Annotated in this window: 9 protein-coding genes; 2 read left to right on the plus strand and 7 right to left on the minus strand. The window is 71.5% G+C overall.

The features are described from left to right. Positions 1 to 28: 28 nt before the first annotated feature. The 4 genes from LO772_RS00950 to dnaE form a co-directional block, all read right to left on the minus strand. The gene (locus tag LO772_RS00950; protein WP_231776366.1) at positions 29 to 298 is read right to left on the minus strand and encodes a hypothetical protein; all 270 of its coding nucleotides are present in this window, start codon (positions 296 to 298) and stop codon (positions 29 to 31) included. Between the two features lie 98 nt (positions 299 to 396). Beyond that, positions 397 to 1,344 (minus strand): class A beta-lactamase, encoded by a 948-nt coding sequence (gene bla, locus LO772_RS00955; protein WP_231779399.1) that lies wholly within the window; start codon positions 1,342 to 1,344, stop codon positions 397 to 399. A gap of 97 nt (positions 1,345 to 1,441) precedes the next feature. Then, a complete protein-coding gene (locus LO772_RS00960; RefSeq protein ID WP_231776367.1) occupies positions 1,442 to 2,896 on the minus strand; it encodes a hypothetical protein in 1,455 nt (484 codons plus the stop codon). Positions 2,897 to 3,334: 438 nt separating this feature from the next. Continuing rightward, positions 3,335 to 6,937 carry a DNA polymerase III subunit alpha gene (gene dnaE / locus LO772_RS00965; RefSeq protein WP_231776368.1) on the minus strand — a complete coding sequence of 1,201 codons (3,603 nt, stop codon included), beginning with the start codon at positions 6,935 to 6,937 and terminating at the stop codon, positions 3,335 to 3,337. Between the two features lie 180 nt (positions 6,938 to 7,117). Here dnaE and LO772_RS00970 point away from each other — a divergent pair, with 180 nt between their 5' ends. Further along, on the plus strand, positions 7,118 to 8,050 hold the full coding sequence (locus LO772_RS00970; protein WP_231776369.1) for a LysR family transcriptional regulator: 933 nt from the start codon (positions 7,118 to 7,120) through the stop codon (positions 8,048 to 8,050). A 107-nt stretch (positions 8,051 to 8,157) separates the two neighbouring features. Continuing rightward, positions 8,158 to 8,919 (plus strand): sugar phosphate isomerase/epimerase family protein, encoded by a 762-nt coding sequence (locus tag LO772_RS00975; protein WP_231776370.1) that lies wholly within the window; start codon positions 8,158 to 8,160, stop codon positions 8,917 to 8,919. 103 nt (positions 8,920 to 9,022) lie between these two features. Here LO772_RS00975 and LO772_RS00980 read toward each other — a convergent pair whose 3' ends face one another. The 3 genes from LO772_RS00980 to LO772_RS00990 are packed head-to-tail and all read right to left on the minus strand — an operon-like array spanning position 9,023 to position 12,369. Then, positions 9,023 to 10,195, minus strand: coding sequence for an acyl-CoA dehydrogenase family protein (locus LO772_RS00980; protein WP_231776371.1), 1,173 nt, complete (start codon positions 10,193 to 10,195; stop codon positions 9,023 to 9,025). Beyond that, complete coding sequence (locus tag LO772_RS00985) at positions 10,179 to 11,177, minus strand: acyl-CoA dehydrogenase family protein (RefSeq protein ID WP_231776372.1); 999 nt, start codon at positions 11,175 to 11,177, stop codon at positions 10,179 to 10,181. Before LO772_RS00985 ends, LO772_RS00980 begins: the two co-directional genes overlap by 17 nt. After that, a complete protein-coding gene (locus LO772_RS00990; protein ID WP_231776373.1) occupies positions 11,167 to 12,369 on the minus strand; it encodes an amidohydrolase family protein in 1,203 nt (400 codons plus the stop codon). Before LO772_RS00990 ends, LO772_RS00985 begins: the two co-directional genes overlap by 11 nt. Positions 12,370 to 12,774: the final 405 nt, after the last annotated feature.

Raw genomic sequence — 12,774 nt, forward strand, 5'->3', positions numbered from 1 at the left:
GAGGGCCGGTCGCGGGTCGCGCCCGCCGCTACCAGCCGGGGCGCGGTTCGTCCTCGGACAGCTCCAGGAGGGCGAACCCGACGCCTCCGCAGTCCGCGCAGGCGTCGCCGTCACGGGTGCCGCCGCCGTGGCACGTGCCGCACAGGGCGTCGTGCCAGGCCGTGCCGTCGAGGGCGTAGTGGGGTCGCGGATAGTGCGTGTCGGGGAGCACGCACTCGACCTTCGTGCGGGCGTGCAGGCGACCGCACAGGTCCTCTCCCGGTCGCCCGCGCCGGTGTTCGCGGATGGCGGCCTCCAATCCCTCGTTCCGCCCGGGCCGTTGGGTTCCGGTCCGTCTCGGGAGGCAACGTACTCCCCCGCACCGACAGCGCGTTCGGACGCGCGCCGGTGCGAGGGTCAGGCGCGCCCGGTGAACGCGGAGACGACGTACGCCGCGGTCTCGGCGATCAGGGCCTGGTCGTACTCCGCGTCCGGCGTGCCGCGGCCGGACATGACGGCCATGACGATCGGGTCGGACCCGGGCGGCCACACGATGCCGATGTCGTTGACCGTGCCGTAGTCGCCCGTTCCGGTCTTGTCGGCCACGGTCCAGCCGCTCGGGACGCCCGCACGGATGCGCTGGTCTCCCGTGGTGTTGCGTTCCAGCAGGTCGCGGAGGAACGCGCGCTTCTCGGGGGACAGCGCGTCACCCAGCACGATCGCGCGGTAGTCGGTGCCGATGGCACGCGGTGACGTGGTGTCGCGGGGGTCGCCCGGAACGGCTCCGGCGACGGCCGGTTCGACGCGGTCCATGCGGGTGACCGTGTCGCCCAGGCCGCGCGCGTACGCCGTGAGCGCGGCCGGGCCGCCGATGTCGCGCAGCAGCAGGTTGGCCGCCGTGCCGTCGCTGTAGCGGACCGCCGCGTCGCACAATTGACGGATCGTCATCCCCGTGGCGACGTGGTCCCGGGTGATGAACGAGCTGGCCATGAGGTCGTCGGCGGTGTAGCGGACGACCGTGTCGAGGTGCGCCATCGGGTTGCCGGACAGGACGGCCGCGACGGCGAGGCCCTTGAAGGTCGAGCAGAAGGCGAACCGTTCGTCGGCGCGGTGGGTGATCTCCGCTCCCGTGCCGAGCGCGAGCGCGTACAGGCCGAGCCTCGCGTCGAACTTGTGTTCGAGTTGGGCGAGGTGGCGGCGGTGGTCGACGATCGACGCGACCGGCGCGAACGCCGGTGCGCCCGCCGGTTCGCGGGGTGGCGAACCGGCGGGCGCGGTGGTCGTCGTGCTGCCCGCACATCCGGCCAACGGCAGGGCCGCCGTGAGACCGAGGAACGCGCGGCGCGTCATCTGCGAATACGGCATTGCCACGGTTTTGCCTCCGAAAGTCCGTGAAGTCGGAAATTCTAGGAGGCGGGTCGCCGGTTTCCCCGGCAATCGGCGCGTCGGCGCGGCTGCCGGATCACTCCTTCTTCGCGGTCCAGGTGCCGGACGCGCCTTCGCAGTTGGTGGTGTAGGTGCCGGACATCTGGCCGCCGGACAGCTTGCCCTCCAGCGTGATCTTGTCGGTCGCCCCCGCGCCCGACTTCAACGTCACGTCGCTGCCGTCGAGTTCGCCGACGACGGGACCGGAGAGGTCGCAGCCCGGGACGCTCAGTTGGAGGCGGCCGGTGAGGTTGTTCTGGTGCTGGACGAAGTCGACCGTGAACGACCCGCTGCGCGAGACCGGCTTCTCGACGACGAAGCGCCCGGACCACGAGCCGTTGACGTCCCCGGACCCCGAGCCCGAGGAACCCCCCGAAGAACCGCTCGACCCGCCCGAACCGCCGCCGTCGTCGTCGAACCCGCCGCTCGCGCCCGGCAGGGTGCCCGTGCGGCCGCAGTCGTCGGGTGTCGTCAGCGCGGCGGGCGCCGCTCCGGCGGGCACGCGCGGTGCCGAGGCCGCCGACGCGCACTTGTCGTCGTCGTCATCGCCGCCGAACAACGCGATCCCGCCGAAGATGGCGCCGGCCAGCACGGCGACCGCGACGATCCCGCCGATCACCATGCGGTTGTTGTTGTTCGCTCCTCGCGGGCCTCCCGCGTGCACGGGGCCGGGCGGCGAGCCCGGTGCGCCGGGGGCGCCCGCGTACGGTCCGCCGAACGACGGCGCGCCGTACTGGCCCGGCGCGGAGTGGCCGGGCTCCCCCTGCGGTCCGGAACCGAACGGAACAGGCGCGGCTTGTCCCGGCGGCGTGTACGGCCCCGGCGTGAACTGCCCCGGCGCCGACTGGCCCGGGGGGAACTGTCCCGGCCCGGACTGTCCGGGGGCGAACTGTCCCGGTCCGGACTGCCCCGGGGCCGGTTGGCCGTGTCCGGCCTGAGGCGGCGGCATCGGCGGCATGCCGCCGGGCGGAGGCGGCGGGTACTGCTGCGCGGCCGACGGCTGCCCGGGGCCCGAGTCCTTCCCGAAGTCGAGCCCCGGCGCGCCCGGTGCCGGGGCACCCTGCGGCGACGGGGATTCCGGGGACGACGGGAACGGCTGCGGCATCTGATGTGTCTGATGCGGTTGCTGAGGCGATTGAGGCGGCTGAGGTGCCGCGGGCATCTGCGGCGTCTGCGGCCCGGGGAATCCCTGCGGCTGCCCGGCCAGCGTCGCGATGTCCGCCGCGGCGTCCGGCCGCGCGGCGAGCACGCCCGCGAACACCGCCTCACACCGGGCGTACGCCGCGTCGCGCAGGCTGTTCTGCTCGCGTCCGTCCGCGCTCGCGATCATGCCGCCGAACGAGTCCACCCAAGCGGTCGCCGCCGGGTCGCCGGTGTGCCGGGCCAGCACATCGAGCACCGCGGTGCGGACATGCGGCCAACTCTCCGTCCCCATGGCCGTGACCACGTTCGCCGCAACGGCTCTCGCCAGATCCTGAACCTCGTCCGGCATCAGCCGCACTCCCGGAAACTCGCGCGCGGGGAGCCCCGTCGCCACCCGTCGGTGCACGCGAATATAGGGCCGAACGAGTGACCGATACCGAGGGTGTTCCCTCAGGAATGGCCGAATCATGGACGCGGGTTCACGCCGCGCCGACGGCCACGCCGGACCGGCCGCCGTCGACGCCGACGACGACCGCCGTGGACGGAGGCGGCCTCGTCGCCCGCCGGTCGGAACGCCACGGCGCGCGATCCGCGGGCCGGGATTGGCGACAGCGCCGCTCGCCGGGCTGCGGGGCTGCGGGGCTGCGGGGCTGCGGGGCTGCGGGGCTGCGGGGCTGCGGGGCGCAGCATACGGTCCACCGGCCACGTGGCCCGCCTCGCAGCCGCACGTGACGCGGCCGTCGCCCACCCGCGCGCCTCCGCACCGCACGAGGGGTCCTGAGGCGCCTCACACGGACCACGCGTCCGCGCCCAGAAGGGCCTTGATCTCGGACGCGAAGGCCGGGGTGTTCTCGACGGTCGGGCCGAGGCGCATGAGGGTGGTGCCGCCGCGTCGTTTGGCCATGCGGACGCGTACCTCGCTGTCTCCGGGGTGGGCGAGCAGCACCGCTTTGAGGCGGGCGACCATGTCGGGGGTCACGCGGCGTTCGTGGATCGCGAGGACGACCGGCGGGCGGCCGTGGTGGGCGGCGCTGATGTCGAGCGGGGTGAGGGTTTCGCCGAAGATCGAGAGCGCGCCGTCGCGTTCGTTGATCCGGCCGCGTACCGCGACCGCGTTGTCGGCAATGAACTCGGCCGCGTACAGGGAGTGGTTCTTCGGGAAGAACAGCACCTCGATCGACGCGTCGTGGTCGGTGAGGGTGAGGATCGCCCACGGGTGGCCGGACTTGTTGACGCGCCGGTCGACCGCGGTGATCAGGCCGGCGAGTTCGGCGAATCCGTCGGTGCGTCCGGAGCCGAGCAGGTCGGCGATCGTGGTGTCGCGGTTCCGGGCGAGGATGTGCTCCGCGCCGTCGAGCGGGTGGCCGGAGACGTACAGGCCCAGCATCTCGCGTTCGGTGGCGAGGAGTTGCGCACGCGGCCATTCGTCGTCGCCGAGCGTGAAGTCGAGGCCGACCGCGGGCCGCGTCGAGCCGGGCCCGCCCTCGGGGTCGCCGCGGTCGCCGCCGAACAGGTCGAACTGGCCGTGTTCCTCCTGGCGTTTGAGCCCGATCACCGCGTCGATCGCGCTCTCGTGGACCGCGCTCAGCGCCTTGCGGGTGTGCCCGAGCGAGTCGAACGCCCCGGCCTTGACCAGCGAGTCGACGGCCCGCTTGGCGCAGGCGACCGCCTCGGCTTTGGTGAGGAAGTCGGCGAACGAGGCGTAGGGGCCCCGGGTCGCGCGGGCGCGGATGACCGCCTCCGCGACAGGTGTTCCGACGTTGCGGACCGCGGTGAGGCCGAACCGCACGTCCTCGCCGACCGCCGTGAACGCGACGGCGGAGGCGTTGACGTCCGGCGAGAGCACCTTGACGCCCATGCGCCGTGCGTCGGCGAGGTAGACGCCCATCTTGTCCTTGTCGTCGCCGACGGAGGTGAGGAGCGCCGCGAGGTATTCGGCGGGGTAGTTGGCCTTGAGGTACGCGGTCCAGTACGAGACGAGGCCGTACCCGGCGGTGTGGGACTTGTTGAACGCGTAGCCGGAGAACGGCAGCATCACGTCCCACACCGCCTGGATCGCGTCGTCCGAGTAGCCGTTGGCGCGCATGCCGCCGTGGAATCTCTCCCATTCCGCGGCCAGGACCTCCGGTTTCTTCTTGCCCATGGCCCGGCGCAGCATGTCCGCGCCGCCGAGCGTGTAGCCGGCGAGTTGCCGGGCGATCGCCATGATCTGCTCCTGGTAGACGAGCAGGTGGTGGGTGGAGCCGAGGATCGGTTCGAGGGCGTCCGCCAACTCCGGGTGGATCGGGGTGGGTTCCTGCTTGCCGTTCTGGCGCAGCGCGTAGTTGGTGTGGGCGTTGGCGGCCATCGGGCCGGGCCGGTAGAGGGCGTTGGCCGCGGCGATGTCCTCGAAGCGGGTCGGCTCCATGAGCCGCAGGAGGGCGCGCATGCCGGCGCTGTCGAGTTGGAAGACGCCGAGGGTGTTGCCGTCGGCGAGCAGGCGGTACGTCTTGGCGTCGTCGAGTGGGATGACCTCGGTGGTGGGGCGCCCGCCGTCGCCGGGGTCGACGGTGGCCAGGTCGGTGCCGCGGTTGGCGCGGATGTTCTCGATGGCCTGGTCGATGACGCCGAGGTTGCGCAGGCCCAGGAAGTCCATTTTGACCAGGCCCATCGCCTCGCACGACGGGTAGTCGAATCCGGTGATCTTCGCGCCGTCGGAGGCGCGCATGTGCAGGGGGATGCGGTCGGTCAGCCGGGTCTTGGAGAGGATGACGGCCGCGGCGTGGACGCCGGTGCCGCGCGTCATGCCCTCGACGCCGCGGGCGGTGTCGATCACGCGCCGTACGTCCGGCTCGGTTTCGTACATGCCGCGGATCTCGGCGGCCTCGGCGTAGCGCGGGTGTTCGGGGTCGAAGACGGCGGCCAGCGGGGCGGATTTGCCGTTCTGGTCGGGTGGCAGGGCCTTGGTGATCCGCTCGCCGTGCGCGTACGGGTAGCCCAGGATGCGCGCGGAGTCCTTGATCGCGTTCTTGGCCTTGATCGTGCCGAAGGTGTTGACCAGGGCGGTGAACTCCTCGCCGTACTTCTCGGCGACGTAGCGGACCATGCTGTCGCGGCGGCGGTCGTCGAAGTCCAGGTCGACGTCGGGCGGGTTGATGCGCTCGGGGTTGAGGAACCGCTCGAACAGCAGGCCGTGTTCGAGGGGGCACAGCTCGGTGATGCGCGTCGCGTACGCGACGATCGAGCCGGTGACCGAGCCGCGGCCGGGGCCGATCGGGACGCCGGTGCGCCGGGCGTGGCGGCAGATGTCCGCGACGACGAGGAAGTACGAGCTGAAGCCCATCGGGCCGATGACCGACATCTCGGTCTCGAAGCGTTCCAGGACGTGCGGCGGGATCGGGTCGCCGTAGCGCCGGACGAGACCGCGGCGCACCTCGTGGCGCAGCCACGACTCCTGGGTCTCGCCGTCGGGGAAGCGCGGCATCTCGTCGACGTGGTCGAAGACTTCGTCGTACGGTCCGACGCGCTCGGCGATCAGGAGGGTGTTGTCGCAGGCCCGCGGCAGCTCGGCGAACAGGTCGCGCATGTCGGCGGCGGTCTTGAGGTGGTAGCCGGTGCCGGCGAAGCGGAAGCGGTTGGGGTCGTCCTTGTTCCTGCCGACGCCGATGCACAGCAGGGTGTCGTGGGCGTCGGCCTGGTCCTCGGTGGTGTAGTGCGCGTCGTTGGTGGCCAGGAGGGGGATGGCCAGGTCGGCGGCGAGGCGCAGCAGGCCGTCGCGGACGGTGCGCTCGATGTCCAGGCCGTGGTCCATGAGTTCGACGAAGTAGTTCTCGCGGCCGAAGATCTCCTGGTAGGCGGCTGCGGCGGCTCGGGCCTCGTCGTACTGGTCGAGGCGCAGCCGGGTCTGGATCTCTCCCGAGGGGCAGCCGGTGGTGGCGATGATGCCGTCGGGGCGCTCGGCGATCAGTTCGCGGTCCATGCGCGGTTTCCCGGCGGGGAACTGGCCTTCGTAGCCGGCCTGGGTACTGAGCCGGAACAGGTTGCGCAGGCCTTGGGCGTTGTGCGCCCACATGGTCATGTGGGTGTACCGCCCGCCGCCGGAGACGTCCTTCGAGCCTTCGCCGTCGTCGCCCGATGCGCGGCGCCCGCCGGTGCCCCAGAACTCGCGTTGCCGGGCGAAGCGTGAGGAGGGGGCGACGTACGCCTCGATGCCGATGATCGGTTTGACGTCGCCGAAGCCTCGGGCGACCTGGGCGAACTCGTAGGCGCCGAACATGTTTCCGTGGTCGCTCATCGCGATCGCGGGCATGCCCTGGCGGGCCGCCTCGGCGAACATCGGCGCCAGCTTCTGCGCGCCGTCGAGCATGGAGTACTCCGTATGGTTGTGCAGATGCACGAAGGAATCGGACACGAGGAAGCCACCCTCCGGGGCACGGAAACACGGCTCGCCCTCCGAAAATGCCGGGTTCACCTGGCAATACTGGGATGGCGCGCGCTGACGCGGGACATCAAAGCGAGCCCGGCGCGAGGCGTTCAAACAACATTCCGACCGCGATTTCACAACCTCGGGTTGTCTCGCTAGGGTTCCGGTGTGGATCTCATCGCCGTACGCACCTTCGTCACCACCGCCGACACCGGGCAGTTCCAAGAGGCCGCCGCCGAGTTGTCGATCACGCAGCAGGCCGTCTCGAAGCGCATCGCCGCGCTGGAGAAGGACCTGGGCGTCCGGCTGTTCGCGCGCACGCCGCGCGGTGCCCGGTTGACCATCGACGGGCAGGCGTTCCTCCCGCACGCCCGCGCGCTGCTGGAGGCCGCGAACCGGGCGGCCGACTCCGTACGGCCCGGTTCGCGGGCGCTGCGCGTCGACGTGATCGGGCGGCGCACGGCGGTCGCGGGCCTGCTGCGTGCGTTCCACACCGCGCATCCGCACGTGCCGCTCGACGTCGTGACGCTCTTCAGCGCGGACGACGCGATCGCGGCGCTGCGGTCCGGGGAGATCGACGCGACGTTCCGGGCCGTCACGATGCCGGGCCGTGTGCTGCCCGGCGAGATCACGGCGGTGCCCGTGTTCGACGAGCCCCTTCAGCTGGTCGTCAGCCCCGCGCACAAGTTCGCCGCCGAGCCCGCCGTGGCTCCCGAGCGCCTGGCCGGGCAGCGCGTCTGGATGCCCGGCAACGCCCCCGGCACCGAGTGGGCCGCCTACTACGACGACCTCGCCGCCGAATTCCACTGCACGATCGATCCGATCGGCCCCAACTTCGGGGTCGAGGCGCTGCTCGACACCATCGCCGCGTCCGCGACCCTGGGCACGTTCCTCAGCGAACGGACGCCCCTGGTCTGGCCCGTCGGCCACGACCTGCGCAGGATCGAGCTGTGCGACCCCACGCCGGTGTATCCGCACTCGCTGCTGTGGCGCTCCGACAACCGCCACCCCGGTCTCGCGGCGCTGCGCGACCACTTGGTGGCGTCGCGGCCCGGTCGGCCGACCCGCGCGGTGTGGAAGCCGGTGTGGGCGCGCGGTTGAGCCGCGCGGCGCGGGCGGGTGGTGTCGGCGGGCGGGCCGCGGGCGGCGGGTAATCTCGTCAGGCGCGGGCGCGGGCGGGGCCGGCACGACGAGGCGACGGAGCAGCGATGACAATCGAGTTCGCACTGACCCCCGACACACGGCGCGGGACGGGCCTGGTCGAGTTGGTCGCGGCCGTGGGCGATGCCGGGTTCACGGCCCTGGGGCTGCACGCGTGGCATTCCGACGCCGCCGCGGCGCGGGTGCTCGCGGCGGGCGGGTTGCGCTGCCACGAGGTTCTGGCGCTCGTGCTGAGTGCCGACGAGGAGGCCACGCTCGCGCAGGCGGGCAGGCTCGCGGAGGCGGCTGCGGCGGTGGGGGCGCCGTGGGTGCTGACGACGTTCGCGTCACCGCTCGACGCGGCGACGGGGCCGCTGATCGCGCGGTGTGCGGCGATGTTCGCGGAGAGCGGCGCGCGGATGGCGGTCGAGTTCAGCCCGCTGGGCGCCGTGACGTCGCTTCCCGCGGCCTTGGCCGTGGTGGAGGCCGCGGGCGCCGGGCGCGCCGGAGTGCTGGTCGACACGTGGCACTTCTTCCGCGGCGACAGCACGTGGGCGGACCTGGAGCGGGTCCCGCTCGATGCCATCGCCTACGTCCAGTTCGACGACGCACCGCCGCCGGCCTCGGACGACGCGATGCACGAGACGATGCACCGGCGCGTGATGCCGGGTGACGGCGAGTTCGCCCTCGAACGGTTCGCGTCGACGCTGCTCGACCGCGGCTGGTCCGGCGTGGTCAGCGTGGAGGTACTGAGCACCGAACTCCGCGAAACCCCGCTCCGCGACTTCACCGACACCGCGTACACCAGCACGGCCCGCTACTGGCACTGACCCACGCGACAACGCGAACGCGGCACCACAACACCAGCGCGGCACCACAACACCAGCGCGGCGGTCGCGGACTGTGGTCCGGCGACCGCCGCGTGGTGGGGGTTCAGCCTCGGGGTAGGCCGAGGACGCGTTCGGCGATGATGGTGCGTTGGATCTCCGAGGTGCCGCCCGCGATCGTGGCGCCGAAGCTCCACGCGTAGCGGTCGAATCGGCCGGTGGAGAAGCTGTCGTGGTCCATGTGGTAGTCCGGGCCGGTGTGCTCTTGCGAGAGCCCGTCGATCCCCGCCGCGGTCAACGCCGCCTCGGCGCCGGTCTGGATGGCCTCCGAGCCCAGGAGTTTCAGGACGGAGACCGCCGCGACGTCCTCCTCGCCGCGCGCGGCCCGGGCCAGGGACTCGGAGCCGAGCAGGCGCAGCGCCTGGAGGTCCATGCACATCGTGGCGTAGCGCTGGTCGTCGAGCGTGTCGCGCGGCGGGAAGTCGCGTACGAGGCCGTCCAGCCACGACGCGAAGTTGAGCCACATCATGGTGCGTTCGTGGGCCAGCGAGCCGTTCGCGATGCGCCAGCCGTCGTTGAGCCCGCCGACCAGGTTCTCGGCCGGAACGCGAACGTCGTCGAAGAAGACCTCGTTGAAGTCGAGGTCGTCGGCGCCGACGAACGAGCCGAACGGGCGCCGGGTGACGCCCGGGGTGTCGGTGGGGATCACCAGCACGCTGATGCCCTTGTGCTTGGGGACGTCCGGGTCGGTCCGCACGAACGCGAGGATGATGTCGGCGTCGTGGGCGCCCGACGTCCACACCTTCTGGCCGTTGACGACGAAGTGGTCGCCGTCCCGGACGGCCCGGGTGCGCAGCCCGGCCAGGTCGGAGCCGGCCCCGGGTTCGCTCATGCCGACGGACGCGGTGATCTCGGCGCGCAGGATCGGCACGGCCCAGCGCCGCTTCTGCTCGTCGTTGCCGAAGGTGAGCAGTGAGGCGGCGACGATGCCGAGGCCCTGCGGGTTGTAGCTGTGGTAGACGCCGCGCCGGGCCAGTTCCTCCTGGAAGACGAATTCCTGGAGGAGCGTGGCGTTGCGTCCGCCGTACTCGGGCGGTTTGCCGGGGAGCAGCCATCCGTTGTCGAACAGGAGCCGCTGCCAGCGGCGCGACCATTCGGGGATGTGGGCGCTGGACCGGGGCCGTTCGGTGCCTTCTTCGGGAGAGGGCAGGCTGCTCTCCAGGAAGGCCACGAACTCCCGGCGGAATTCCTCGACTTCGGCATCAAACGTGAGCTGCACGGTACTCCTCGGCGATCAGGGCCCGGTGTTCGGCCGTGCCGCCGAGCAGCAGCTCGCCGGCCTTGGCCCGCTTGAGGGCGAACTGGAGGTCGTTCTCCCAGGTGAAGCCCATGGCGCCGTGGAGTTGGAGGCCGTGCCGGAACACCAGCGACTGGCACTCGCCGGCGGAGGCCTTGGCCATCGCGGCGGCGACGCGCCGCCTCGGGTCGTCGACGGCGATGGTGAGGGCCGCGAAGTAGCCGAGCGCGCGGGCGCGTTCGACGGCCACGTGCATGTCGGCGGCCTTGTGCTTGACGGCCTGGAACGAGCCGATGGGGACGCCGAACTGCTCACGGCCGCGGACGTGTTCGAGGGTCAGTTCGAGGACGCGGCGGCACGCGCCGACGATGGTCAGCGCCATCCCGGTGAGGGCGGTGTGGCGGGCCCTTTCGGGGTCGGCTCCGGTGCGGCGGTCGGCGCCGACGCGGACCCCGTCGAAGACGACGTCGGCGACGTGCAGCAGCGGGTCGAAGACGTCCTGCCGGGTCGCGGTGACCTGGTCCGCGGTGACGGTGAAGACGCCCTCGTCGGTGACCACGGCGAGCAGGTCGGCGCGGTCGCCGTCGAGCACGTGGCGGGCGGTGCCCGCCAGGCGCCAGCCGTCGCCGTCGCGCTGGGCGGTGACACCGTCGTACACGGCCGTGCCGGATTGCCCGGGTGCGGCGACGCCGGGGGCGAGGGGGTGGAACTGCGTCATCGTCGCGAGGTAGGGAGTGGGGTCGGTGGCGCGCCCCAACTCCTCCAGGACGATGCCGAGTTCGACCGCCTCGGCGTCGTCGGTCAGTTCCGTCCAGCCGAGCTTGGCGTACGTGCGCCACAGCGGCTCGGGGTCGGCGCCGGCGTCGGCGACGCCGCGTACCAGGGCGGGCGGGCACTCCTTGGCGGTGACGCCGCGCACGGTCTTCTGCCAGAGCGTCTGGTCCGCGTCGAACTCAAAGAGCACGGGGGGCTCCCGAGACGCCGACGAGGCGGGCGAGGTTGCCGCCCATGATCTTGGCCTGTTCCTCCTGGCTGAAGTCCTGGATCTCCTCGACGTACGAGAGGGGGTCGCCGATGCCCTCGGGGTGCGGGTAGTCGGAGCCGAACAGGACGCGGTCGACGCCCATGATGTCGGCGATCTCGTACATGTTGTCCTCGCCGAACGGGTTGATGTGGATGTTGCGCCTGAGGACCTCGACCGGGTGCTCCGCGAACTCCTGCGGCATCTTCTTGTACGCGCCGTTGAGTTGGTCGACCAGCGGCGCGAGCCACGAGGTGCCGTTCTCGATGGTGGCGACCTTCAGGTCGGGGAAGCGCGACAGCGCGCCGTGGCAGATGAGCGAGCCGACGGTGTCGGCGATGCCGCGCCATTCCTGGAGCATCTTGAAGGTGCTGGGCACGAACGGCAGGAACTCGCCCTTGTGGCCCTCCCAGTCGTTGACGTAGCGGGCGTACCCGTTGTCGGACGAGTGCAGGGCGACCAGCACGTCGAGTTCGACAACGCGCTTCCAGAACGGGTCGAACTCGGGCAGCGCGAACGAGCGGGTGGCGCCGTTGACGCCGGGGACCGGCGCGGGCCGGATGAGGACGGCGCGCGCGCCGCGCTCGACGGCCCAGTTCAGCTCCTCGATCGCCTTGTCGACGATGGGCAGTGTGATGACGGGCGTGGTGAAGATGCGGTCCTTGTGGTTGAAGGACCAGACCTCGTCGATCCACTGGTTCAGCGAGTGCACGACGGCGTGGATGAGTTCGACGTCGTCGCGCATGCGCTCCTCCAGGAGGCTCGCGAGCGTCGGGAACATCAGGACGCGGTCGACGCCCTGCTCGTCCATGAGGGTCAGGCGCGACGTCGGCTCGCGGAACGCGGCCGGCGACTTCATCGGGGCACCCAGGATCTCCCGGGCGCTCTTGCCCTCGGGGTTGCCGTCCTTGAAGTAGCTCTGCATGGCCCCGGGCTTCGCGACCACGTCGAAGGTCGGGTTCGGGATGTATTCGCTGATCTGGCCGCGGATGGCGATCTTGGTGCGACCGCGCACCTGCACGTACTCGATGGCGCCCTTGTACTGCTTCGGGAGGTATTTGAGCAGTGCCTCCTCCGGCTCGTAGAAGTGGTGGTCGGCGTCGAACACGGGGTACGGCAGCGCGGGCGACGGCATGGAAGTCTCCTGAGCGTCATGCGAGAACGACATAGCGTGTTCCGAGAACAATATTCTCAATGATGGGTGCCGGGCAATGCCGGGCCGCGCGCGGATGCCGCGAGCACGCCGCGAAGGCGGCGCGCCGCCACCGAACTCGCCTGGAAGCAGAGGATGATCGCGTCGCGGCGAAGGCCTCCGACCTGGCCTTCCCGGCGCTTCCGCACGCCCGCGGGGCAAAGTTACCAGTCCGTAACCTACTGGCGGGTATCACCTGTGCGCGGCGTCCGTTAACGTCCCCTCATCCACCGTCGTCACGAGGAGCAGCCGCAAGGCCCCGACCGGTTCGGCCCGCTCCCGCCACGTGGCCGCGGGCCGTCGACCGCGCCTTCGCCCTTGCCTGCTCCTCCCTCACAAGGAGGTTCC

This window comes from Yinghuangia sp. ASG 101 (assembly GCF_021165735.1).
In the GTDB taxonomy this organism is placed as follows: domain Bacteria; phylum Actinomycetota; class Actinomycetes; order Streptomycetales; family Streptomycetaceae; genus Yinghuangia.